Origin of the sequence: Klebsiella sp. 1SOBk10mer (genome assembly GCF_046602535.1) — a bacterium.
GTDB classification, from domain to species: domain Bacteria; phylum Pseudomonadota; class Gammaproteobacteria; order Enterobacterales; family Enterobacteriaceae; genus Klebsiella; species Klebsiella quasipneumoniae.
In genome coordinates, this window is record NZ_JBKIUP010000001.1 from 1,099,404 (window position 1) to 1,123,642 (window position 24,239).

At 59.5% G+C, this 24,239-nt stretch carries 23 protein-coding genes; 10 read left to right on the forward strand and 13 right to left on the reverse strand.

Annotated features, from left to right (window positions below; all coding sequences use genetic code 11):
- Positions 1 to 54: 54 nt before the first annotated feature.
- The 4 genes from ACLH1I_RS05365 to pcaH all read right to left on the reverse strand — a co-directional run bounded on the left by ACLH1I_RS05365 (position 55) and on the right by pcaH (position 5,163).
- Positions 55 to 2,427 carry a glucose/quinate/shikimate family membrane-bound PQQ-dependent dehydrogenase gene (locus ACLH1I_RS05365; RefSeq protein ID WP_032456161.1) on the reverse strand — a complete coding sequence of 791 codons (2,373 nt, stop codon included), beginning with the start codon at positions 2,425 to 2,427 and terminating at the stop codon, positions 55 to 57.
- A gap of 277 nt (positions 2,428 to 2,704) precedes the next feature.
- Positions 2,705 to 3,628, reverse strand: coding sequence for a LysR substrate-binding domain-containing protein (locus ACLH1I_RS05370; RefSeq protein WP_004143800.1), 924 nt, complete (start codon positions 3,626 to 3,628; stop codon positions 2,705 to 2,707).
- A 177-nt stretch (positions 3,629 to 3,805) separates the two neighbouring features.
- Positions 3,806 to 4,426 (reverse strand): protocatechuate 3,4-dioxygenase subunit alpha, encoded by a 621-nt coding sequence (gene pcaG, locus ACLH1I_RS05375; RefSeq protein ID WP_004202817.1) that lies wholly within the window; start codon positions 4,424 to 4,426, stop codon positions 3,806 to 3,808.
- Positions 4,423 to 5,163, reverse strand: a complete 741-nt coding sequence (gene pcaH / locus ACLH1I_RS05380) for a protocatechuate 3,4-dioxygenase subunit beta (protein ID WP_004202816.1) — start codon at positions 5,161 to 5,163, stop codon at positions 4,423 to 4,425. Before pcaH ends, pcaG begins: the two co-directional genes overlap by 4 nt.
- A 239-nt stretch (positions 5,164 to 5,402) precedes the next feature.
- Between pcaH and ACLH1I_RS05385 the strand changes: the two genes are divergently transcribed.
- From ACLH1I_RS05385 to rimL, 4 genes are all read left to right on the forward strand, one after another.
- Entirely contained in the window at positions 5,403 to 6,746 is a 1,344-nt protein-coding gene (locus ACLH1I_RS05385; RefSeq protein WP_023318417.1) for a VOC family protein, read from the forward strand.
- A gap of 41 nt (positions 6,747 to 6,787) precedes the next feature.
- Positions 6,788 to 8,293 carry a carboxylesterase/lipase family protein gene (locus tag ACLH1I_RS05390; RefSeq protein ID WP_062914271.1) on the forward strand — a complete coding sequence of 502 codons (1,506 nt, stop codon included), beginning with the start codon at positions 6,788 to 6,790 and terminating at the stop codon, positions 8,291 to 8,293.
- A gap of 315 nt (positions 8,294 to 8,608) precedes the next feature.
- Positions 8,609 to 10,264, forward strand: coding sequence for a glucan biosynthesis protein D (locus ACLH1I_RS05395; protein WP_032456160.1), 1,656 nt, complete (start codon positions 8,609 to 8,611; stop codon positions 10,262 to 10,264).
- Between the two features lie 52 nt (positions 10,265 to 10,316).
- Positions 10,317 to 10,895 carry a 50S ribosomal protein L7/L12-serine acetyltransferase gene (gene rimL / locus ACLH1I_RS05400; protein ID WP_004202802.1) on the forward strand — a complete coding sequence of 193 codons (579 nt, stop codon included), beginning with the start codon at positions 10,317 to 10,319 and terminating at the stop codon, positions 10,893 to 10,895.
- On the opposite strand, the gene ydcK is transcribed toward rimL, so the two are convergent.
- Entirely contained in the window at positions 10,881 to 11,861 is a 981-nt protein-coding gene (gene ydcK / locus ACLH1I_RS05405) for a YdcK family protein (protein WP_004202800.1), read from the reverse strand. The two genes, rimL and ydcK, sit on opposite strands and share 15 nt — an antisense overlap.
- A 111-nt stretch (positions 11,862 to 11,972) precedes the next feature.
- Here ydcK and tehA point away from each other — a divergent pair, with 111 nt between their 5' ends.
- From tehA to ACLH1I_RS05420, 3 genes are all read left to right on the forward strand, one after another.
- Complete coding sequence (tehA, locus tag ACLH1I_RS05410) at positions 11,973 to 12,977, forward strand: dicarboxylate transporter/tellurite-resistance protein TehA (RefSeq protein WP_032456157.1); 1,005 nt, start codon at positions 11,973 to 11,975, stop codon at positions 12,975 to 12,977.
- Entirely contained in the window at positions 12,974 to 13,570 is a 597-nt protein-coding gene (gene tehB, locus ACLH1I_RS05415; RefSeq protein ID WP_017900473.1) for a tellurite resistance methyltransferase TehB, read from the forward strand. Before tehA ends, tehB begins: the two co-directional genes overlap by 4 nt.
- Before the next feature lie 262 nt (positions 13,571 to 13,832).
- Positions 13,833 to 14,501 carry a DUF3313 domain-containing protein gene (locus tag ACLH1I_RS05420; protein WP_004202796.1) on the forward strand — a complete coding sequence of 223 codons (669 nt, stop codon included), beginning with the start codon at positions 13,833 to 13,835 and terminating at the stop codon, positions 14,499 to 14,501.
- Between the two features lie 47 nt (positions 14,502 to 14,548).
- On the opposite strand, the gene ACLH1I_RS05425 is transcribed toward ACLH1I_RS05420, so the two are convergent.
- The gene (locus ACLH1I_RS05425) at positions 14,549 to 15,445 is read right to left on the reverse strand and encodes a DMT family transporter (RefSeq protein WP_032456156.1); all 897 of its coding nucleotides are present in this window, start codon (positions 15,443 to 15,445) and stop codon (positions 14,549 to 14,551) included.
- Positions 15,446 to 15,630: 185 nt separating this feature from the next.
- Here ACLH1I_RS05425 and ACLH1I_RS05430 point away from each other — a divergent pair, with 185 nt between their 5' ends.
- On the forward strand, positions 15,631 to 16,500 hold the full coding sequence (locus tag ACLH1I_RS05430) for an AraC family transcriptional regulator (RefSeq protein WP_004202793.1): 870 nt from the start codon (positions 15,631 to 15,633) through the stop codon (positions 16,498 to 16,500).
- Here the strand turns inward: ACLH1I_RS05430 and ACLH1I_RS05435 are convergent.
- Positions 16,477 to 17,643, reverse strand: coding sequence for a benzoate/H(+) symporter BenE family transporter (locus ACLH1I_RS05435; protein WP_114465543.1), 1,167 nt, complete (start codon positions 17,641 to 17,643; stop codon positions 16,477 to 16,479). The genes ACLH1I_RS05430 and ACLH1I_RS05435 overlap by 24 nt on opposite strands.
- Before the next feature lie 184 nt (positions 17,644 to 17,827).
- Between ACLH1I_RS05435 and ACLH1I_RS05440 the strand changes: the two genes are divergently transcribed.
- Complete coding sequence (locus tag ACLH1I_RS05440; protein WP_004202791.1) at positions 17,828 to 18,397, forward strand: helix-turn-helix domain-containing protein; 570 nt, start codon at positions 17,828 to 17,830, stop codon at positions 18,395 to 18,397.
- Positions 18,398 to 18,407: 10 nt separating this feature from the next.
- Here the strand turns inward: ACLH1I_RS05440 and ACLH1I_RS05445 are convergent, their stop codons facing one another.
- A complete protein-coding gene (locus tag ACLH1I_RS05445; RefSeq protein WP_032425876.1) occupies positions 18,408 to 18,575 on the reverse strand; it encodes a hypothetical protein in 168 nt (55 codons plus the stop codon).
- A gap of 33 nt (positions 18,576 to 18,608) precedes the next feature.
- On the opposite strand from ACLH1I_RS05445, the gene ACLH1I_RS05450 reads away from it, so the two are divergent.
- Positions 18,609 to 20,570: a peptidase U32 family protein gene (locus ACLH1I_RS05450; RefSeq protein WP_004202789.1), complete on the forward strand. Its 1,962-nt coding sequence runs from the start codon at positions 18,609 to 18,611 to the stop codon at positions 20,568 to 20,570.
- Between the two features lie 12 nt (positions 20,571 to 20,582).
- On the opposite strand, the gene ACLH1I_RS05455 is transcribed toward ACLH1I_RS05450, so the two are convergent.
- The 5 genes from ACLH1I_RS05455 to ACLH1I_RS05475 form a co-directional block, all read right to left on the reverse strand.
- Entirely contained in the window at positions 20,583 to 20,816 is a 234-nt protein-coding gene (locus ACLH1I_RS05455) for a DUF2554 family protein (RefSeq protein ID WP_017900476.1), read from the reverse strand.
- A 149-nt stretch (positions 20,817 to 20,965) separates the two neighbouring features.
- Positions 20,966 to 21,250, reverse strand: a complete 285-nt coding sequence (locus tag ACLH1I_RS05460) for a hypothetical protein (RefSeq protein ID WP_004202787.1) — start codon at positions 21,248 to 21,250, stop codon at positions 20,966 to 20,968.
- Between the two features lie 96 nt (positions 21,251 to 21,346).
- On the reverse strand, positions 21,347 to 21,472 hold the full coding sequence (locus ACLH1I_RS05465; protein ID WP_004202785.1) for a DUF2474 domain-containing protein: 126 nt from the start codon (positions 21,470 to 21,472) through the stop codon (positions 21,347 to 21,349).
- On the reverse strand, positions 21,472 to 22,482 hold the full coding sequence (gene cydB, locus ACLH1I_RS05470) for a cytochrome d ubiquinol oxidase subunit II (protein ID WP_065904367.1): 1,011 nt from the start codon (positions 22,480 to 22,482) through the stop codon (positions 21,472 to 21,474). The genes ACLH1I_RS05465 and cydB overlap by 1 nt, the downstream gene beginning before the upstream one ends.
- On the reverse strand, positions 22,482 to 23,879 hold the full coding sequence (locus ACLH1I_RS05475) for a cytochrome ubiquinol oxidase subunit I (RefSeq protein WP_151385263.1): 1,398 nt from the start codon (positions 23,877 to 23,879) through the stop codon (positions 22,482 to 22,484). Before ACLH1I_RS05475 ends, cydB begins: the two co-directional genes overlap by 1 nt.
- Positions 23,880 to 24,239: the final 360 nt, after the last annotated feature.

Here is a 24,239-nt window from a genome sequence, read left to right on the forward strand (position 1 = left end):
GGCGTTTCGGCAACAGCAAAAAAGGGCCCGGATGGGCCCTTTTGCTTAAGTCAATCAGTGATGGTCAGGGAGCGCGTAGGCGATAATGTAATCGCCGCGATCCGGAGACTGACGGGCGCCGCCCGCATTGATAATGATGTACTGCTTACCGGTTTTCGGCGACACGTAGGTCATCGGGCCTGACTGGCTGCCAACCGGCAGACGGGATTTCCAGATCTCCTTGCCGTTAGCGGTATCAAAGGCGCGCAGGTAGAAATCCTGAGTGCCGGCGAAGAACAGCAGCCCGGACTGCGTCGCCAGCGACGCGCCAAGGGTCGGCATACCGATCGGAATCGGCATGTGCATGCGGATCCCCAGCGGCCCGGTATCCTCTACGGTACCTACCGGCACCTGCCACACCAGTTTCCCGGTTTTCAGATCCACCGCGGACATGGTGCCGAACGGCGGCTTCTGGCACGGAATGCCCAGCGGCGACAGGAAACGTTCGCGCATGGCGCCAAACGGCGTGCCTTCCATCGGCACGATGCCCATCTCGATGCCGCTGGCGTCTTTCGCCACCTTCTCGCGCGGCACCATATAGTTGGCGAGACCCAGACGCATATCGTTAACGAACATCAGGCTGTTGTTGGGATCCACCGAGACGCTGCCCCAGTTCATGCCGCCAAGCGAGCCCGGGAACTGCAGGGAGCGGTCTTCCCCCGGCGGGGTAAAGACGCCCTGATGGCGCATCTCTTTGAACTGGATACGGCACAGCAGCAGGTCGATCGGCGTCGCTCCCCACATATCGGACTCGGTCAGCGTCTGGTTACCGATCATCGGCATTCCCACCGAGTAAGGCTGCGTCGGCGAGTAGCGCTCGCCTTTGACATTGCCCACCGGCACCGGCCGCTCTTCCACTTTCGCCACCGGCTCGCCGGTTTCGCGGTTGAGCATAAAGATCATGCCCTGCTTGCTGGTCTGCACCAGCACCGGGGTGGTGCCGCCCTTGCCGTCAGGCAGATCGTACAGCAGCGGCTGGGACGGCAGGTCAAAGTCCCACAGGTCGTGGTGGGTGGTCTGGAAGTGCCAGCGTACCTGGCCGGTAGCGGCATCCACGGCGACGATGGAGGAGCTGTATTTATCGTCCAGCGCGGTTCGTTCGCCGCCAAAGAAGTCAGGCGTAGCGTTACCGGTCGGCAGATAGATCAGGTTCAGCTTCGCGTCGTAAGACATCGCCGACCAGACGTTCGGCGTGCCGCGCGTATAGGTCTGGCCCTCCGGCGGTACGCCGGTCAGCGCCGGATTACCCGGATCCCACGCCCAGGCCAGTTTACCGGTGTGGACGTCAAACGCACGGACCACCCCCGGCGGTTCGCCGGTAGAGTAGTTATCCGCGACGCGGCCGCCGACCACCACCACATTACCCGCGACCAGCGGGGTGGAGGTCTGCTGATAGTAGCCTGCTTTGACTTCGCCCATCCCGACGCTAAGGTCGACAATACCGCGATCGCCGAAGCTCTCGCACAGTTTGCCGGTGTCGGCATCAATGGCGATCAGGCGGGCATCGATCGTTGGCAGGAACAGACGACGGGAGCAAGCGGCAGGCTGAGCGCCTGACGCTGGCGTCGTCTGCGCCTGGCTATCTTCGTAATAGCCTAAGCCGCGGCAGCGCTGCCAGTTAGGCGAAGAGGATTTGGAGTCATAGCGCCATTTCTCTTTGCCGCTGTCGACATCCAGCGCCAGCACTTTGCTGTAAGGGGTACAGACGTAGAGGGTATCGCCAATCTGCAACGGGGTATTCTGATCTTCCGCGCCGGAGCCATTGCTCTGTGGGATATCGCCAGTATGCGCCACCCAGGCTACCTGCAGCTGGTTGACGTTTTGCTTGTTGATTTGATCCAGGGCGGCGAAGCGGTCTCCGTGGGTGGTGTTGCCCCAGTGCGCCCAGTTTTTCTGCTCTTCGCCCGGCGCGACGGGTTTCACCGGCACCGCTTCCGTGGCGCTGACCAGCGGTTCGGATTTAAACATCCAGCCAAAGCTTCCCGCCAGCGCCACGGCGAGCACGGCGGCGATGGCAAAAGCCGGGCCTTTTTTCGCCGGCGAGCTGGCAAGGAAAGGCCAGACCAGGGCGGCGAGGAAGGCCAGCACGCCAAGGGCGAACAGACGCGAGAAGAGCGGCCAGAAGTTCCAGCCAGCGTCGCCGATCGCCCAGATCACCGAAGCGATAAACGCCACGGCGTACAGCAGAATACCCCCGCGGCGGCGACGGAAAATCAGCACCGCCGCGATAACCATCACCACGCCCATCAGCGCGAAGTACAGCGTGCCGCCGACGAGAGCCAGTTTTACCCCCAGAATACCGATAGCCAGACCGATGATGAGCATCAGTCCGGCGAGAAGCCACTGCAGGATCCGGGGGAATCCGCGCGGCGCGTTGCCAGTTGTCATGAAATCTCCTTAACCACACCAGCCACCTCAGTGCGAACCAAATGAAACAAAGTTATTTTGTTTTATTTTTGAATGAAGTGGTTTGTATCTTCATAAAGCCAAATTTATTGCCTGTTTTGATTTCGTATGAACCATTTGGTGAAATCGCGATATGATAGATCTGTTAAAGAAATTTGCGCAAATGTTAATAAATAATTTCGCACTAAATGATTATTTTGCTGAATGTGACGCAGTCAGCGTTGGCTCCCCGGCCGCTACGGGCCGGGGGATCATCGGATCAGGCAGGCATTGATTTACGAATAGCGCTGAGCAGGGTTTGTGTCCCGGGGGTCAGCGTCGCATCGACGCGGGTTAGAATGCCGATGGGCTCCCCGGCGCCCTGGGTGGCAATCGGCAGGGCGGTCAGTACGCCACGGCGAAGATCGTCTTTCACCGCCCCGGAAGGGACGAACCAGACATAGTCAAAATCGACCGTCAGCTGGCGCGACAGTGAAGCGGAGAGGGTCTCGATGCAGCCGGCGGGCATTTTACAGCCCTGGCTCTGGAGCAGCGCTTCGGCGTTTTGCCGCGGCACGGTGCCCTTTGGCGAGACCACCACCGGCCACTCCATCACCCGACTGAGGGTCACGGTCTCCTGCAGCAGAGGATGTCCCGGGCGTACCACCAGCTTAAGGGATTCCAGGAACAGCAGTTCGTAATGCAGCCCGCTCATCAGCTCCGGATCGGACATCCGTCCGATGCCGATGTCGATCTCCCCGGATTTTAAGCCGGCGAGCAGCATGGTGTTGTTCATGGTGGCGACCTGCAGCGTGATATCTTTTTGCTGCTTATGGAACTGGCCGATCACCGTCGGCAGGATCCCCAGCGCGGCGGTAGGCAGCGCGCCGATGCGCACGATATCGTTATTCAGCCCCTCTTTACGGTTCAGCGCCTGGCCCGCCGAGTTAAGGGCATCAAGCACTTTCACGGCATGAGTCAGAAACTGTTCCCCGACCAGGGTCAATTGCGCCCCCAGACGTCCCCGCTCAAACAGACGGGTACCGGTCAGCTGTTCAAGCTCGTTAAGCGTTTTTGAAAGTGCTGGCTGGCTCAGATTTAAAGTTTCAGCCGCGCGCCCCAGCGTTCCCTGTTGAGCGACGGCCACGAAGGTGTGTAGATGGCGCAAGCGAATGCGCTGACTGAAGAGACCATTTTTTTCCATAGTAAGATGATGTTAAAAACACAGCGGTGAAAGAGACAAGCGGCCTTGTTTAAATTTGATAACCAGATAGCAAAATATTATTAACATTTGAGCTGATTACATTACAAGATCTTTCCCTATGGTTTAACACGCCGTCGCCCCGGCTGTGCGGGGCGACGGCGGTGGTCAGCATGGCCGCTAGATATCGAAAAAGACGGTTTCGTTCTCGCCCTGCAGATAAATGTCGAAACGATAGACCACTTCCGCACCGCGAACCTCGCGCTCGGCGATTAAGGTTTTGCGTCTCACCTCCCATTCGATGAGATTCAGCACCGGGTCGCTGGCATTGGCCTCGTGCTCATCGGCGAAATACATCCGCGTATTCAGGCCAATGTTGATCCCCCGCGCCACCACCCACAGATTGACGTGCGGCGCCATCAGACGGCCGTCGCGGCCAACCACCGCGCCGGGCTTGATGGTTTCAAAGCGCCAGACGCCGGAGGTGAAGTCAGAGCAGGTGCGCCCCCAGCCGCGAAAGCCTGGGTCGACCGCTTTCTGCTGCTGACGGTCCTCAGGATGGTTATAGCGTCCCGCGGCGTTAGCCTGCCAGATCTCCAGCAGCACGTCGCGGACCGGGGTTCCGGAGCCGTCGATAACCCGGCCTTCAATGGTGATCCGTTCCCCGACCGTATCGGCGGTGGTGAGAACCGGACCAAAATTTTTTTCAAAAATATGAAAACCCGCCGCGTCCGGTGCCAGACCGATATGAACATAGGGTCCCGCAGTCTGCGAGGCGGTTTCAGGCAGATACTCTTTCATCGGGCGGCCCCCTGAGTGCGATTTTCAAACAGCGTGGCGCGATGGCCGCGCAGAACAAGGTCGAAGCGGTAGGCCAGACAATCCAGCGGCACGGCGGCGTGCATGTCCAGCTCGGCGATCAGGGTGCGCACGGCGTCGTCATTATTAATGGTCCTGACGATCGGGCACTGCTTGATCAACGGGTCGCCTTCGAAATACATCTGGGTGATCAGGCGCTGGGCCCAGGCGTCGCCTGAAAGCGAGAAATGAATATGCGCCGGACGCCAGTCGCTGGCCTGGTTGCGCCAGGGGTAGGGGCCGGGCTTGATGGTGCGAAAACAGTAATAACCGTTCTCGTCGGTCAGCACCCGACCGCAGCCGCCGAAGTTCGGGTCAATCGGCGCCAGATACTGATCTTTTTTATGTCGATAGCGGCCGCCGGCATTGGCCTGCCACACTTCCACCAGGGTGTTTTTCATTGGTCGGCCGAAACCATCCCGCACATAGCCGTGCACAATGATCCGCTCGCCAATCGGCAGGCCTTCTTTGGCATAGTTAAGGATAAGGTCATTATCCAGCGGTCCCAGGTCGTCGCGGCTAAACACCGGGCCGGTGATCTCTGACAGCGAGTTCTGCAGGGAGATTAGGGCGTTTTTCGGGGAGCGCAGGACGCTGGTTTTATAGCCCGGGGCGTAAGCGGGCGGGTGACTACTGTAATCGCGATGGATAACCTCGCGCGGGGACCATTTATCGTTCATCGGGTACTCCGTATAGAGGGTAGAGAGGCATGTTGTTGTAATGTCGCCAGAAACAGTGTGTGTAAATATATTGTTAATTTAAAGTGAAATTACCGGGTGTTTTTCATAACCGTCGGTTATGCCCTGCGCCATGCCCATGACCGGAAGCAGGTTATCGCCATCACAGTTTGTAAATTCTTCCCCCCGCCGGGAGGCAGCTTTCCTACACTCCAGGAAGTATTCACTGGAGGTAACACATCATGGCGAACACCATCACGGCTGATGAGATTCGGGAGCAGTTTTCGCAGGCCATGTCGGCCATGTACCAGCAGGAAGTTCCGCAGTACGGGACGCTGCTGGAGCTGGTGGCTGACGTCAACCTGGCGGTACTGGAAAATAATCCGAAGCTGCATGAACAACTGGCCAACGCCGACGAGCTGGCTCGCCTGAACGTTGAGCGCCACGGGGCGATCCGCGTGGGCACAGCGGAGGAACTGGCGACGCTGCGTCGCATGTTTGCCATCATGGGGATGTATCCCGTCAGCTATTATGATCTTTCACAGGCCGGCGTGCCGGTTCATTCCACGGCGTTTCGTCCTGTCGACGATGCCGCGCTGGCGCGCAATCCGTTTCGGGTTTTTACCTCGCTGCTGCGTCTGGAGCTGATCGAAAACCGCGCTCTGCGTGAGCGAGCCGAGGCGATCCTCGCCCGGCGCAACATATTCACTCCCCGCTGTCTGGCGCTGATCGCCCGGCATGAGGCCGAAGGGGCGTTCACCCCTGCGGAAGCCCGCGAGTTCGTGCAGGAGGCGCTGGAGACCTTCCGCTGGCACCGGCATGCCACCGTCGATGAGGAGACCTACCACGCGCTGCATCGCGAGCATCGCTTGATAGCCGATGTGGTCTGCTTCCCGGGATGCCATATCAACCACCTCACGCCGCGAACGTTGGATATTGACCGCGCGCAGGCCCTGATGCCGGAGTGCGGCATTGAGCCAAAGGCCCTGATCGAAGGTCCGCCGCGCCGGGAGGTACCGATCCTCCTGCGACAGACCAGCTTCAAGGCGCTTGAGGAACCAGTAATGTTCGCCGGCGAACACCGCGGCACTCACAGCGCCCGCTTCGGCGAAATTGAGCAGCGCGGCGTGGCGCTGACGCCAAAAGGACGCGCGCTATACGACCGATTGCTGCAGGCAGCAGGGACCGGCAAAGACAATCTCAGCCACCAGCTGCATCTGCAGGAGGTATTCCGCGAATTTCCCGACAGCGAATTTCTGCTGCGTCAGCAGGGGCTGGCCTGGTTTCGCTACCGCCTGACGCCGGCTGGCGAGGCCCATCGCCACGCGTTTCGCCCGGGCGACGATCCCCAGCCGCTGATCGAGCGCGGGTGGATAGTGGCCCAGCCTATCGTCTATGAGGATTTTTTACCGGTCAGCGCGGCGGGCATTTTTCAGTCCAATCTGGGTAACGAAACCCAGGCCCGCAGCCACGGGAATGCCAGCCGCGAAGCCTTTGAAGCGGCGCTGGGCTGTCCGGTGCAGGATGAATTTGAACTGTACCAGCAGGCGGAGGAGCGCAGCAAACGACGTTGCGGTCTGCTGTAAAATCAGTAACCTGCTGGCATCAGCCTTACAGGGAGCAGGTTATGCAACATCCGTCGAAACCGCTGGCGAAAACCCGGCAGGGCACGCTGGTCGGGAGTGCAGAGCAGGGGATCCATATCTGGCGCGGCATTCCGTACGCCGCGCCGCCCGTGGGGCCGCTGCGCTGGCGCGCGCCGCAGCCTCCCGCCCGCTGGCCAGGCGTGCGTCAGGCCGACGCTTTTTCCGCCGCCAGCTGGCAGGACATTGACTACTGCCGCGAACTTGGCGGCGGGGATCCCGGTCGCTTCAGCGAAGACTGTCTCTATCTCAACGTCTGGGCCCCCGCCAGCGCAGCGCAGCCGCTGCCGGTGATGGTCTGGCTGCACGGTGGCGGGTTTACCATCGGCGCCGGTAGCCTGCCGCCTTACGATGGCCTGGCGCTGGCCAGCCGCGACGTGGTGGTGGTGACGGTCAACTACCGTCTGGGCCACCTCGGCTTTTTCGCCCACCCGGCGCTGGAAGAAGAGGCGGGCGAGCGGCTGTATAACTTCGCGCTGCTCGACCAGATCGCCGCCCTGCAGTGGGTCCAGGAAAACATTCACGCCTTCGGCGGCGACGCCGCCAACGTCACGCTGTTTGGCGAATCCGCCGGGGCGCGCAGCGTGCTGTCGCTGATGGCCTCGCCGAAAGCGAAAGGGTTGTTCCATAAAGCGATTATTCAGAGCGGGTATACCTTACCCGATCTGCCGCGGGAAAAGGCGCTGGAGAAAGGCCGTCTGCTGGCGGAGCATTTCGCCTTACCACAGGCCAGCGCTGAGCAACTGCGGGCAATCCCGGCGGAGGCCTTCTGGTCGCTTTCCGCCCCGCTGAATATCGGGCCAGCGCCCATCGCAGGCGATATCGTGCTCCCGCAGCCGATGCTGGAGACCTTTTTTGCCGGGCGCCAGCATCCGATGCCGGTGATCATCGGCTCCAACAGCGATGAAGCCAGCGTGATGGCGGTGTTTGGCGTCGACATCGCCGGGCAGATCCAGAAACTGCGCCGTGAGCGCCGTCTGGGTCTGGGACTGATCAAACTCCTCTATCCCGGCGTAAAAGGCGATGAAGCGCTGGGGCGGGAAGTCTGTCGGGATATGGCGTTTACCACCCTCGGCTATGTGGTGATGCAGGCCCAGCAGCGCGTGGGCCAGCCATGCTGGCGGTACTGGTTCGATTATGTCGCGGAAGCGGAACATGACGCCTATCCGCACGGCGCCTGGCACGGCAACGAGGTGCCCTACGTGTTTGATAACCTGCGGCTCACCGATCCGGTGCGGCAGTATGCCAGTGAAGCGGATCTGGCCTTCGCCGCTCAGGTCGCTGACTACTGGGTCCAGTTTGCCCGCGTCGCCAGCGGCGAGCAGGTGCTTGCCGGCGCGGTGCGCTGGCCGGCGTGCCTGCGCGGACGGGATCGTTTGCTGCGCATTGGCCTGCATAAGCGTGCCGGGTTTAAAGTGGAGAATCGCTTTATGCGCGCCCGGCTGGCGCTGTTTCGCCGGGTGATGAAGCACCACGTGACCCTCGAATAAAGGGGGGGGGGGCGGCTCAGCGGGGCACGCCCCTGCTGCAGGCCGCGGGTGGCTAAGAAACGGCCCGGCGATGAGACAGGGTGCCGGGAGAGTGCTGTCCGCTTTGTTTAAGGCGGGTTTGCGTTAGATATTGCGCTCTCCCTCCGCCGGCGATGAAAAAACAGCCTGTTCTGGTAGACAGGGCTTTTTTACCGTTTTTCTGCTGGCAACAATTGGATTATTAATCGTTTTTGTCTAGAGTGGGCGGAAATTATCACGCAGCGTGATGACGCGTTGCGAATCATTTCACCCGTGCAGAAGGACGCTTTCTCAGGCATGAACCGCAGACGTTTTCTTAAATCTTCCATGGCTGTTGCCGCCGTATGCGGAACGTCAGGAGTCGCTTCCTTATTCAGTCAGGCCGCGTTTGCTGAAGACGCGGGCATTGCCGACGGGCAGACGCGTCGGTTCGATTATGCCGTGCTGCAGGCGATGGCCCACGATCTGGCGCGCCAGCCGTGGGGCGGGGCACCGCGCGATCTACCGCCGACGCTGGCCAATCTCACCCCGCAGGCTTATAACAGCATTCAGTATGACGCTAACCACTCGCTATGGAACAACATTGAAGAACGCAAACTGGATATCCAGTTTTTCCACGTCGGGATGGGGTTCCGTCGCCGCGTGCGCATGTTCTCTTTAGACGCCGCCACCCAGCAGGCGCGCGAGATCCACTTCCGTCCGGAGCTGTTCAAGTACAATGACGCCGGGGTAGATACCCGGCAGCTGGAAGGGCAGTCCGACCTCGGCTTCGCCGGGTTCCGGGTATTTAAAGCACCTGAGCTGGCGCGCCGGGATATCGTGGCGTTTCTCGGCGCCAGCTATTTTCGCGCGGTAGACAGCACCTACCAGTATGGCCTGTCGGCCCGTGGGCTGGCGGTGGATACCTTTACCGATACCCCGGAAGAGTTCCCCGATTTCACCTCTTTCTGGTTCGAAACGGTCAAAGGGGACGCCACGGTCTTTACCGTTTACGCCCTGCTCGACAGCCCGAGCATCACTGGCGCCTACAAGTTCACCATCCACTGCCAGGATACCCAGGTCATTATGGACGTCGAGAACCATCTCTACGCCCGCAAGGATATCAAACAGCTGGGGATCGCGCCGATGACCAGCATGTTCAGCTGCGGCAACAACGAGCGTCGGATGTGCGATACCATCCACCCGCAGATCCACGACTCCGATCGGCTGTCGATGTGGCTGGGCAACGGCGAATGGGTCTGCCGGCCGCTGAACAACCCGCAGAAGCTGCAGTTCAACGCCTTCCAGGACAAGAACCCGCGCGGCTTTGGTCTGCTGCAGCTGGACCGTGATTTTTCCCACTACCAGGACGTGATGGGCTGGTATAACAAGCGTCCCAGCCTGTGGGTTGAGCCGCGTAACCAGTGGGGCAAAGGGGCGGTCAGCCTGATGGAGATCCCGACCACCGGTGAAACGCTGGATAACATCGTCTGCTTCTGGCAGCCGGAAAAGGCAGTGAAGGCGGGCGACGAACTCGACTTCCGCTACCGTCTCTACTGGAGCGCACAGCCGCCGGTCAGCACACCGCTGGCGCGTGTGCTCGCCACCCGCACCGGGATGGGGGGCTTCCCGGAGGGGTGGGCGCCGGGCGAACACTACCCGGACAAGTGGGCGCGTCGTTTTGCCATCGACTTTGTTGGCGGCGATCTGAAAGCGGCCGCGCCGCGCGGTATTGAACCGGTGATCACCCTCTCCAGCGGCGAAGCGAAGCAGATTGAAATCCTCTACGTCGAGCCGTTCGATGGCTACCGGATCCTCTTCGACTGGTATCCGACCTCCGACTCGACCGACCCGGTGGAGATGCGTCTGTTCCTGCGCTGTCAGGGAGAAGCCATCAGCGAAACCTGGCTCTATCAGTACTTCCCGCCGGCGCCGGATAAACGTAACTACATTGACGACCGGATCATGAAATAACCCCGTGACAGCCGTGGCCCCAGGCACCCCCTGCGGGCCCGTAGAGAGCCCCATGACCACAGACATTCCAGCAGTACCGGAGTCGATCCCGGTGACCGAGGCGCTGACGCTTATCGCCATTGATGAACGCTACGTCAGCGACCTGCACCAGCTGGTGGTGAAAAACCAGCGCTGGCTACAGCAGTCGCTCAGCTGGGCCGGCGAGGTGCGCAGCGAAGAGGAGACCCGCCGCCATGTGCAGGGTAACGTGATGCTGCATCAGCGGGATTACGCCAAAATGTTTTTGCTGTTTCTCGAAAAGCGGCCGATTGGCGTTCTGTCGTTTAACCAGATCGAGCCGCAGAATAAGACGGCCTATATTGGCTACTGGATCGATGAGGATCACCAGGGGCAGGGGTATCTGTCCCGTTCCCTGCAGGCCTTTATCCACCACTATGCCCGCAGCGGGCTGGTGCGCCGGTTTGTGATCAAATGTCGGGTGGCGAATACCCGCAGCAACCAGGTGGCGTTGCGTAACGGGTTTGTTCTGGAAGGCTGTCTCCGACAGGCCGAGTATCTGAACGGCAGCTATGACGATCAGAATATCTACGCCCGTATTATTGACCGCGACGAGGCGCTACAGGGCGCCTAACAGCGGCGTTCGGGTGATCTGCTGTTGGCCGCCGAGGGTCTTCGGGCCGCGCAGGTGAATGGCTTCTCCTTCCCGTGCGGCGATTTGCACCTCGTCCCCAAGAGTGACCTGGTGCTCAACGATCACATCGCCGACGATGACAGCCCGCCCCTGGATCAGCACGTCATCATCAAGCAGAATCGGTCCACCGCGCAGCTGCGCCTCGCCGCCCACCATCGCCCGATGCTTTAGCAGACAGTTGCCTTCAATCACCGCATTCTCCGCGACCTGCGAGCTGTAGCGCACGGTGGGAATGGCGTCCTCACCGCGTCCCGCGATCAGACGGGCATGCCCGTAAATCCGCGCGTTATCGCACACCCAGACGTCGTTCTCCTCGTTTCCCTCGAGCCTGGCATGGTCAAAGACTTCCGCCCGATGTTCGACAAAAGCGTGTTCGACGAAGGCCTCGCCATAGATCTGCGCCTGGTGGAGAATGCGCGACGCGCTGACGGTGGCTCGCTGATAAATCTGCAGCACTTTGTCGCGATCGGCGGTCAGCCCACGGGCGGCAATGACTTGACAGTGGGGCAGAAGACGCGCCTCGTCGGCGAGGCGACAGTAGCCGCGCACCAGACTCTGGCTAATCGTGACGTTGTCACCAATCTGCGCGTGATGGCTGACCTGCGAGGCGTGAATGGATGCCCGTCCGCTGATGATAGCCCCATGGCTGACCACGCAGGGGCCATTGAGTCGGGCATCGTCGAGGATGCGCGCCCCGGCGAAGACCACGCTATTGGCATCGTATATCCAGCACTCTCCCTGCTGGCTGAGGGCGCTTTCTTCATCCACCCAGCCGCCTTCGCTGCCCGCTTTGACGTCAGCGAAATCGATAAGCGCCACAATCTGGCGCAGGGTGACGCACTGTTTGCCATCCTCTTCCTGGTAACAATACTGCCGGGTCTGTTCGCTGAGACGGTATTTACGCATTCCCGATCCTCATTACTTATGGTTAACATAAACATAGCAAAGATCGCCGTAGCGCGTGGTATAAGGTTCCTTTAGAATGCAACTTCAAATTTAATTGATAACATCAATAAAATGAACAAAACGTATAGGTCGCAGCAGGTGCTTAACCTGCCGGCGGGATATTTTGGCATGGTGCTTGGCACCATCGGGATGGGCTTTGCCTGGCGTTACGCCAGCACCCTCTGGCCGGTCAGCCGCAGTATTGGTGATGGGCTGGTGACGCTGGCGATAGCGATATGGGTCCTGCTCAGTATGGCGTTTATCAGCCGGGCGATCCGCTTTCCGGCGAGTGTGCTGCAGGAGATGCGACATCCGGTCAGCAGCAGCTTCGTCAGCCTGTTTCCCGCCACCACGTTGCTGGTATCGATTGGTCTGGCGCCCTGGTGCCGACCGCTGGCCATCGGGCTGTTTGTGCCGGGCGTGGCGCTGCAGCTGGCCTATGCCGCCTGGCAAAGCGGCGGCCTGTGGCGGGGAAACCATCCTCGCGAGGCCACTACGCCGGGGCTGTATCTGCCCACGGTGGCGAATAATTTTATCAGCGCGATGGCCTGCGGCGCGCTGGGGTTTACCGACGCCGGACTGGTGTTCCTTGGCGCCGGGGTCTTCTCCTGGCTGAGCCTCGAGCCGGCTATCCTCCATCGTCTGCGCAGCGCAGGCGAACTGCCGACCGCGCTGCGCACGTCGCTGGGGATCCAGCTGGCGCCTGCGCTGGTGGCCTGCAGCGCCTGGCTCAGCGTTAACGGCGGTGAGGCCGATACCTTCGCTAAGCTGCTGTTCGGCTACGGTCTGTTACAACTGCTGTTTATGCTGCGTCTGATGCCCTGGTATCTTCGCCAGCCGTTCAATGCTTCTTTCTGGAGCTTCTCGTTCGGTATCTCCGCCCTGGCCACCACCGGCCTGCATCTGGGCCAGGCGAAGGCGGACGGCTTTTTTCATCATCTGGCGCTGCCGCTCTTTATTTTTAGCAATCTGGTCATCGGCCTGCTGCTGCTGCGCACAGGGCTGCTGTTGGTCAGCGGGAAACTGTTGCTACAGGTCGACCGGGAAACACTCCTGAATAAGAAGGAAGGATCATGACAACGCGAGACGCGGATTATTTTAGTGAAAAATATGGCCTGACCCGCACCCACTCTGAGGTGCTGCATGCCGCGACGATTGTGCCGCCGGGAAGGGCGCTGGATCTGGGCTGCGGCAACGGACGTAACAGTCTTTATCTGGCGGCGAATGGCTTCACGGTGACGGCGTGGGATAAAAATGCGATGAGCATCAACAATCTGGAGACTATTCGCGCCGCCGAAGGGCTGGATAATCTGCAGACTGCGGTGAAAGACCTCAACAGCCTGGCCTTTGACGGCGAGTATGATCTGATCCTCTCCACCGTAGTGATGATGTTCCTCGAGCCTGACACCATCCCTGGACTCATCGGCAATATGCAGCGCTGCACCGCCGCCGGGGGCTATAACCTGATTGTCGCGGCGATGGACACCGAGGACTATCCCTGCACCGTCGGCTTCCCGTTTGCTTTTAAACCCGATGAACTTCGGGAGTACTACCGGGACTGGGAATTACTGAAATATAATGAGGACGTCGGTGAGCTGCATCGGACCGACGCCAGCGGCAACCGGATCAAATTGCGCTTCGCCACGCTGCTGGCGCGCAAGCCCGCATAATCCTCAGCGGCGCGTGTAATTACTGAGATTGACCGCGCCGCCTCTCACGAATACACCTCGGATCAAGAAGCGCGAAAATCCTCGCTGAAAAGAAAGGTTAAAGCCGACCTGTTAACGTTTTAAGTAATTATTTAATAACGTAATGTTGATCCCATCAATATTTGTATATCTTCCTTGACGAAGCCCTCATTTTGTCACAAAACTAGTGGGTCTTATCTGCTATAACGTCTGCCGAAAAAACTGCATTTACAGGGATCTCTTTATGCGTACTCGCGTGTTATTTAAAGTCGCCGCTCTGGCGGGGATGTTAGCGTTGACGGGCTGTGCGTCCAAACTGGCGCAACCGAATCAGTATTCGGGCTTTTTAAAAGACTATTCCAACCTGAAAGAAGCCACCACTGCCTCCGGTAAGTCGGAGCTGCGTTGGATCGATCCAAACTACAATCCGGCCAACTACGATAATGTCGTCTACCATCCGGTAACGTACTATCCAGTACCGAAGCCGACGACCCAGGTGGGTGAAAAGGCGCTGCAGGATATTTTGAATTACACCAACAAACAGCTCAAACAGGCCATTTCCGAGCGTAAACCGCTGGCAACCACCGCCGGCAAGCGTAGCCTTATTTTCCGCGGGGCGATTACCGGAGTGGACTCCAGCAAAGAAGGGCTGCAGTTCTATGAAGTGGTTCCGGTAGCGATGATTGTTGCCGGTACTCAAGCCGCCACCGGCCATCGTACGATGGACACCGACCTCTATTTTGAAGCCGAACTGATTGACGCCAGCACCAACAAGCCGGTGATCAAAGTGGTTCGTAAAGGTGAGGGCAAAACCCTGGCCAATGAAAACACGCCGCTGACTATCGAAACCATGAAGCAGGTGATCGATGATATGGCGGTAGACGCCGTCAAATTCGACCCTTCCCAGCGGTAATCTCGTCAGCGCCGTCTGCCGACGGCGCTGATTTATCTTCCGCCGTTTCAGGCCAGCTTTCGGCGCAGCAGCAGCTGTTCCGGTTTGGCAAACATCACCAGATTACCCAACAGGATCAGCGCCAGTCCGATAACGGCGTTGCTGTGCCATACATACCCTTCATAGACGGTGGAGATGGACAGGGCGACCAGCGGAAACAGCAGCGTACTGTAGGCGGCTTTGCTGGCGCCGATGCGCCCTACAAGGGTGAAATAGGCGCCGAAGGCGACAACTGAGCCGAACAGCGCCAGGTAAAGCAGGGCGCCAAGATAGCTGACGGTCCACTCCGGCATGAAATTATCCCCGCGGAGCAGAGCGATAGCCCCCATCACCAGCGTGCCGTACAGCATCGCCCAGCTGTTGGTGGTCAGCGTCTCCAGCCCCCGCCGCTGGTGACGAATACTGAACATATTGCCCAGCGAAAAGCCATAGGTGCCCAGCGCGCTCAGACCGATCCCCCACAGTAGCGTAGCGTTTAGCCCGTTGGCCAGCAGGTCATCCCAGAACAGGGTGACGATACCGGCCAGACCGAGCGCGGCGGCAGCCCAGAAGCGTCCCGGCGGCTGCTGGCGGAAGAAAAGAAAGCTGTTGATGGCGTTAAACAGTACCGCCATGGAAAAGATCACCGACTCCAGACCGGTGTTGATCCAGGCGGCGGCGGTATAAAAGCACCAGAAATTGAAGCAGAAGACGCAGCAGCCCTGCAGCAGGCAGCAGAAATGGTCCTTCGCGCCCAGCGGCCGCAGACGTCGTGTGACGAGCAGAATCGTCAGCATTGTGACGCTGGCCACGGCGAAACGCCAGAATATCGATACCGGCGCCGCCACCGGCCCCTGTTGTAAAAAAATAGCAATCCACGTCGTCCCCCAGATAACGACAACGAGTGCATAAAGTAATGCGTTCACCCTGGTTCTCCTCTGCTTGTTGAACGGAGGAGTATGCCGCCTGCCGCAACCTGCGGCTTTCATCCGCTTGTTGTCGGCTTGCAAATTCTTGCGCTTATTTGTCTTTTGCCGGCGGTGAGGACTGGAAACCGCATCGCAGTCTCCCTAGACTAGAGTTTTCTTGACAGAACAGATGTGTGAAGGCGATGGGTTACGGGACGTTTGAAACATTACGGCGACAGAATGCGGTGCTGAAGGGCACCGTGGAGCTGAATTCCGGTATTCAACTGGCCGCGTGGTATAACAACTGCGATACCGTGACGGTGCGCAGCGATCATCATACCTTAAGCCTGTACATCGCCGATGGTTATGAAAGCTATCAAAAGACGCCGCACGGCTGGAAGAATGGCGGCGGCCCGGATCGCTTTTGCCTGATGCCGAAAGGCGATGAAAGCGTCTGGGATATCCGCGGCGATCTGTCGTTTGTCCATCTCTATTGTACCGATGCGCATCTGCGCCGCGTTGGGGAGGAAGTGTGGGATCGCAGCCCGGCTAACTTCACCCTGCAGGAAAAAACCTTCGCCAGCGATGACAAAATCACCAGCGTGTATCGTCAGTTTTTGCTGGCTAATGACTGGCGACAGCCGGCGAACCAGCTGACCCTTAGCGCCGCCAGCAGTTTGTTGCTCACCCATCTGATCCAGCACTATTCCACAGTGCAGTGGCGCTTGCCCTCGGTCACAGGAGGACTGGCGCCAGGGGTGAAGCGTCACGTGCTGGCCTGGATTGACGCTCATCTCGATCAGCCGTTGACCCTGGCCGACCTGGCGCAGCAGGCGGGACTGAGTGAATTTCATTTTGCCCGTATGTTCCGCCAGTCGCTGAATATGGCTCCGCATCAATATGTGATGCAGCAGCGAATGGCGAAGGCGCAAAACCTGATCTGCCACAGCGCGCTGCCGCTCACCGAGATCGCTCTGGCCTGCGGTTTCAGCTCCGCCAGCCATTTCAGCCATCGGGTCAAAGCCGCCACCGGCCTGACGCCCTCCCAGCTACGGGCGGCGCAGCGCGGATAACACGCCGTAGCTCACTCCGCCGAGCATCACGCCCCAGAACGCCGAACCAATTCCCGCCAGCGTCACCCCGCTGGCGGTGATCAGAAAGGTCAGCACCGCCGCGTCGCGCTCACTGGCCTGGTGTACCGCCTGAAACAGGCTACCGCCGATGGTGCCGAGCAGCGCCAGGCCGGCCAGCATCTGGATCCACGCTGTCGGCAGGGCCGACATCAGCGCAGTGATCGATCCCCCGAACAGACCGGCCAGCAGATAAAAACCGCCGGCAGCCATGGCCGCCAGCCAGCGCTGCTGAGGATCCGGGTGCGCTTCCGGGCTCTGGCAGATGGCGGCAGTGATCGCCGCAATACAGATGGAGTAGACCCCAAACGGCGCCAGCAGCAGCGCCAGCCCCCCGCAGACAACGATCAGCGCGGAGACCGGTACGACATAGCCTGCTGCCTGCAGGGTAGCGAACCCGGGCGCGTTCTGTGAAGCCATGGTGACGAGGAAGAACGGCAGGCCGACGCTGAGAAGCAGCGCCGGGGTAAACTGCGGGGCGATCCATTCCGGTGCGACAAACGCCAGCGGCACAGCGGCGCTGGCTACTTCCCCGGAGACCGCGGCTACCAGCGCCCCCGCAGCCAGCGCGGCCACCACGGCGAAGCGGGGCCACAGCGCCTTACACAGAAGCCAGGCGGCGAGCATGCCGCCGCACAGCAGCAGATGATCCTGTAAGCCGGCGAAGGCTTGCAAACCGAAACGCAGCAGAATGCCGGCCAGCATTGCGGCGGCCAGCGAATGGGGAATGATTTTCATCAGCCAGGCAAACAGGCCTGTGACGCCGCAGAGGACGATCAGCGCATTGGCGAAGATAAATACCCCCACCGCCTCGGGGAGGGTCACCCCCTGCAGGCCGCTGACCAGCAGGGCGGCGCCCGGCGTTGACCAGGCGGTGAGCACCGGCACTTTTCGCCAGCCACTCAACGCGAGGGTGCTGACGCCCATGGCGAGGCCCAGGGCCGTCATCCAGCCGGCGATCTGCCCGGGCGTGGCGCCGGCGGCCGCGGCGGCCTGCCAGATGATGGCGGCAGAACTGGCGTAGCCCACCAGCACGGCGACGAAGCCGGCGAACAGGGTGGGAAGCGGAACGGTAAACGAGCGCATAGTTTTCTCTTGTGCGTTATAACGTCCGTTTACTCTATCATTGTACGTTATAGCGCACAAGCTATCCGCGGCGTGAGGGTAGCGCCACCGAGGCGCTCGCCGCAAACGGCCCGCGATGCCGCTAATCGCCCTGTAGAATGAGGCAAATGGGGGTATACTCTGGGCTGAAAAATCAGGAGGTAGGATGAATATTGCGCAACATCTGGCGGCCACCCTCAAACATCTGCGTCAGCAGCGCGGCTGGAGCCTGTCGCGTCTGGCGGAAGAGACCGGGGTGTCGAAAGCCATGCTCGGGCAGATAGAGCGGAATGAATCGAGTCCGACGGTAGCGACGCTGTGGAAGATTGCCACCGGGCTGAACGTGCCGTTTTCGGCATTTATCGTTCCGGATGACAGCGTGGCGCCCTCCGCGTTTGACCCGCAGCAGCAGGCGATGGTGGTAACCCCGGTCTTTCCGTGGGACCCGGAGCTGCGCTTTGATCATTTCTCGATAACCCTCGCCCCCGGGGCGTTGAGTGAATCGACGCCGCATGAACAAGGGGTGATTGAGCATGTGGTGGTGATTAGCGGTACTCTGGAGCTCTGCTTACAGGGGGAATGGCACTCGCTGCAGGCGGGTGAGGGTCGGCGCTTTGCCGGCGATGCGGCGCATGCCTATCGGAACAGCGGCGTCCTGGCGGCTCATTTCCATTCGCTTATCCATTATCCAAAAGAAAAAACCGCGGGCGAACCCGCGGCCAGACAAGATGACTGATGATAACCACTCACAACGTGACGAGGAAAATCCGGAATACGTAATGACAGTACTCTGTACGGTGATTTGAAGGAAATATCTTTTCCTTCAATACTTTGCTGAAAACTGAAAATTCGTCGTCCCATGACGGCGGAAAAGGTTTTCGTCTGCGCCCGGTTCTGACTACAATAGCCGCCATTTCGACCCCCTTATACTGGATAACAACACGCGTATGCGCCTGCACAATCATCGTCTTGAACTTCTTAGTCCTGCCCGCGACGCCGGTATCGCTCGCGAAGCGATCCTTCACGGCGCTGACGCCGTTTATATCGGTGGACCTGGCTTTGGCGCCCGCCACAACGCCAGCAACAGCCTGAGTGACATCGCCGGGCTGGTGCCTTTCGCCCATCGCTTTGGCGCCAAGGTCTTTGTGACGCTGAACACCATTCTGCATGACGATGAGCTGGAGCCGGCGCAGCGGCTGATCACGGATCTCTATGACGCGGGCGTCGATGCGCTGATTGTTCAGGATATGGGGATCATGGAGCTGGATCTGCCGCCAATCGAGCTGCACGCCAGCACCCAGTGCGATATCCGTAGCGTGGAGAAAGCAAAGTTTCTCTCAGACGCCGGCTTCAGCCAGATCGTGCTGGCGCGCGAGCTGAACCTCAGTCAAATCAAAGCCATCTACGATAATACTGACGCCACCATTGAATTCTTTATCCATGGCGCACTGTGTGTGGCCTATTCCGGCCAGTGCTACATTTCCCACGCCCAGACCGGACGCAGCGCCAACCGCGGCGACTGCTCGCAGGCCTGTCGCCTGCCGTATACCCTGAAGGACGATCAGGGGCGCGTGGTGGCCTATGAAAAGCATCTCCTGTCGATGAAAGACAACGACCAGACCGCCAACCTGGCGGCGCTGATCGACGCCGGGGTACGCTCCTTCAAAATTGAAGGCCGTTACAAAGACATGAGCTACGTGAAAAACATCACCGCTCACTACCGCCAGATGCTGGACGCCATAATCGAAGACCGCGGCGACCTCGCGCGCGCTTCAGCCGGCCGCACTGAGCATTTCTTTATCCCGTCCACCGATAAAACCTTCCACCGCGGCAGCACCGACTACTTCGTTAATGCCCGTAAAGGCGATATCGGCGCCTTTGATTCGCCAAAATTTATCGGACTGCCGGTGGGCGAAGTGCTGAAGGTGGGTAAAGACCATCTCGACGTCGAGGTTAGCGAACCGTTAACCAACGGCGACGGCCTTAACGTGATGATTAAGCGCGAAGTGGTGGGTTTCCGCGCCAATACCGTGGAAAAAACTGGCGAAAATCGCTATCGAGTGTGGCCGAACGAGATGCCTGCGGATCTGCATAAAGTGCGTCCGCATCAGGCGCTTAACCGCAACCTCGACCACAACTGGCAGCAGGCGCTGCTGAAGACCTCCAGCGAACGCCGCATCGCCGTAGACGTCACCCTAAGCGGCTGGCAGGAGCAGCTGGTTCTCACCATGACCTGTGAAGATGGCGTCAGCGTGACCCATACCCTTGACGGGGTGTTTGCCGAAGCTAACCAGGCAGAGAAAGCGCTAACCAACCTGCGTGACGGTGTCACAAAACTGGGGCAAACCATTTATTATGCGCGCGATGTGCAGGTCAACCTGCCGCCGCTGTTTGTTCCCAACAGCCTGCTCAACCAGCTGCGTCGTGAAACCGCCGAAATGCTGGATGACGCGCGTCTCAACGCCTGGCAGCGCGGTACCCGCAAGCCGGTCTCCGTGCCGCCCCCGGTTTACCCGGAGACCCATCTCTCCTTCCTCGCCAACGTCTATAACCATAAGGCGCGGGCGTTCTACCAGCGCTATGGCGTGCAGCTGATTGATGCCGCCTATGAAGCGCACGAAGAGAAGGGCGATGTGCCGGTGATGATCACCAAACACTGCCTGCGCTTTGCCTTCAATCTCTGTCCGAAACAGGCGAAAGGCTCCATCAAGAGCTGGAAAGCCACGCCGATGCAGCTGATCCATGGCGATGAAGTGTTGACCCTGAAGTTTGACTGCCGTCCGTGCGAAATGCACGTGGTCGGCAAGATCAAAAACCATATCCTCAAAATGCCGCATCCGGGGAGCATCGTGGCCTCCGTTAGCCCTGACGAGCTGATGAAGACCCTGCCGAAGCGCAAAGGGGCCTGATCTGCGGCGACGCTACTGGCTGTGTGATGCCCGCGGTTTGCGGGCGTCCTGCCAGCGGTGATGCTCGCGCAGGTCGGCGGCGTTCTCTTCGCACCGGCTGCGAAGCTCATCGCTATCCGCCTCATGCAGCAGCTGCTGTTCGAGACCCTGTACCGGAAAGTAATCGTGCCCCTGACGGTGGGCCAGCAGATGCCCGGAAAATAGCGCGCACAACAACAGCAGGGCACTCGTGCTTCTTCTCAACATACCTTTTCTCTGCGAATCAATGGCGTGGGCTTACTATGCCAGGGGCTGTGCAGGTTTTTTTCCCGGTTTATCAAAGAAGGGCAAGGGTTTGTCAATGTCTGCTGAAAGAGGGTGAAAAAAGCCTGGCGTAGAAGGCCAGGCCTGAGGGATTACGCTTTTGGCGGCAGTGGTTTCCCGCTGTGCTCGCCGCCTTTTGGCGGCTGCTTACCACCATGCTGCGGTTGTTTGCCGTCTCGTTGCGGCTGCTTGCCATCATGCTGCGGCTGCTTGCCGTTGTGTTGCACTTGCTTACCGTCGTGTTGGCCCTTTTTCGCCGGCAATTTACCCTGATGGTGCGCGCCTTTTTCTGGCGGCGGCGGCGGGTTGTCGGCAGCGAAAGCCCATGACGATATTCCCAGCGTCAACGCGGCGGAGAGTAAAGCTAACTTCTTCATAGCAATATCCTTTATTCTGATGTGTCCGCGTATTTCAGCAGGTAAAAGTGAAGACAAGATGGAGAAGTCCAGATCCGGAATACTCTGCATCCCGGTTCAAACTTTAAGACCTGCGGCGGTCATCAGCAGGCGAAATAGCAGGCTGATGGCGGCCAGCGTCAGCACGCTGCCTCCCCACAGCGCGATCAGCCACAGCAGACGTTTGGACCAGACGGTTTTCATCAATGATAACCCTCCCCTGGCTGGACTTTGCCGCGGAACACGTAATAGCTCCAGCAGGTATAGCCAAGAATAACCGGAATAATCAGCAGCGCGCCCACCAGCATAAAGCCCTGGCTTTGCGGCGGGGCGGCGGCCTGCCACAGGGTGATCGATGGCGGAATAATATGCGGCCAGATGCTGATCCCCAGGCCGCTAAAGCCGAGAAACACCAGGCCCAGCGTTAGGGTGAAAGGCGAGACATGGCGGTCGTGCAGAGGCAGTGTGCGCCACAGCCAGGCGCTAATCAGGAGCACCAGCAGCGGCACCGGCAGCAGGAAATAGAGATTCGGCAGGCTGAACCAGCGGGCGGCGATCGCCGGGTGCGCCAGCGGCGTCCACAGGCTGATGACGGCAAACACCGCCAGCAGGGCAACCAGCAACTGTCGCGACGTGCTGCGCATCCGCTGCTGCAGCGCGCCTTCGCTCTTCATCACCAGCCAGGTGGCGCCGAGCAGCGCATAGGCCACGCACAGCCCGAGTCCGCAAAACAGGCTGAACGGGGTCAGCCAGTCAAACATGCCGCCGCTGAAGGCGCGACCGCTGACGGTAAAACCATTAATCACCGCTCCGACCACCACGCCCTGGCTGAAGGTCGCCAGCAGGGAACCGCCAAAGAAGGCGCGGTCCCAGAATGGCCGGTGCGACGGCGTGGCCTGGAAACGAAATTCAAAGGCCACGCCGCGAAAGATCAGGCCGATCAGCATCAGGGTCAGGGGGATCGACAGGGCGTCGATTATCACCGCGTAGGCGAGGGGAAAGGCGCCAAACAGACCGGCGCCGCCCAGCACCAGCCAGGTCTCATTGCCATCCCATACCGGGGCGACGCTGTTCACCATCACGTCGCGCTCTGTGCTGCCCCGGACCGTGCCGAACAGCATGCCAATGCCCAGATCAAAGCCGTCCATGACGATGTACATCAGCGTGGCAAAGACGATAATCACGAACCAGATCACCGATAATTCGATACCCATTAGCGGGACTCCTTCTGCAGATAACCTTCAGTAGCGGCGGACAGCGGGCGGGCTGGCGTACCGGTTGTCGCGGGTTGCACCTCCTGCGGCCCCTTGCGGATCAGGCGCAGCATGTAGCTGTAGCCGACCCCGAAGACGGCGCTATAAACCACAATAAAGGTCAACAAACTGACCGAAATATGCAGATCGCCGTGGGCGGAAACCGCCTCGGCGGTGCGCTGAACGCCATACACCACCCATGGCTGGCGGCCCACTTCGGTAGTCACCCAGCCGGCGAGAATCGCAATCAGTCCTGAGGGGCCCATCCACAGGGCAAAGCGCAGAAACGGCCGCGAGTGGTACAGCCGGTCGCCGCGGCGCAGCCACAGGGCCAGCGCCCCGAGCAGCAACATCAGCATGCCGAGACCGGCCATCAGGCGAAATGACCAGAACACCACGGTGGAGTTTGGCCGATCCTCAGGGGCGAACTCCTTCAGCGCCGGCACCTGTTTATCCAGGCTGTGGGTGAGGATCAGACTGCCCAGCGCCGGGATCTCAAGCCCGTAGCGGGTGCGCTCCTGTTCCATATCTGGCCAGCCAAACAATAGTAACGGCGTCGGCTCGCCGGGCGGGTTTTCCCAGTGGCCCTCAATGGCGGCGATTTTTGCCGGCTGGTGTTTCAGGGTGTTCAGGCCATGCATATCGCCGATCAGCGCCTGGACCGGCGCGACCAGCAGCGTCATCCATAGCGCCATGGAGAACATCTTGCGGATCGCTGGCGACTGATTGCCGCGCAGCAGATGCCAGGCCGCCGAGGCGCCGACGAACAGCGCGCTGCTGAGAAATGCCGCCACCGTCATGTGCAGTAAGCGGTAGGGGAACGACGGGTTAAAAATCACCGCCAGCCAGTCGACGGGCACCACCTGGCCATCGACGATTTCAAATCCCTGCGGAGTCTGCATCCAGCTGTTGGAGGCGAGGATCCAGAAGGTTGAGATGATGGTCCCCAGGGCTACCATGCAGGTGGCGAAAAAGTGCAGCCCCGGCCCCACGCGGTTCCAGCCGAAGAGCATGACCCCGAGAAAACCGGCTTCGAGAAAGAACGCCGTCAGGACTTCATAGGTCAGCAGGGGGCCGGTGATGCTGCCCGCGAACTGCGAGAAACCGCTCCAGTTAGTGCCGAACTGATAGGCCATCACCAGCCCGGACACCACTCCCATACCGAAGTTGACGGCGAAGATCTTCGACCAGAAATGGTACAGCGAGCGCCAGGTGGGATTTTTGCTTTTCAGCCACAGGCCTTCGAGAACCGCCAGGTAGCTCGCCAGGCCAATGGTGATGGCGGGAAAGATAATATGAAACGAGACCGTAAAGGCGAATTGAATTCGCGCCAGATGGAATGCATCAAGACCGAACATGCAGGACTCCACAACAAAATTGATTCAGCGCAATTTTAGGCAGGGTGGCGGCAAGGGGGCAGAGGCAGTCGGTTCATTTTTTATCATAACAGTTGGCGGCTGTTATGATCTTTTTGCCGGTCTCCGGGGACCGCCAACATGGAGATCCCCCGGGTGAACAGCGTCATTTTTAACGCTGAAAGCAAAGCCAGATTGTTGGCCAGGAAAATATTAATAATCTATTTCACTGTATTATCGTAGTCTTACGGATCAGCTTAGACCTATAGCTGCCCGGGAAAGCGCGGTCGTTTAATTTTTGTGAGCAATATCTTCTGATTACGACAGATATAGCATTTTATTATCTGTTCTTTATTAATGAAT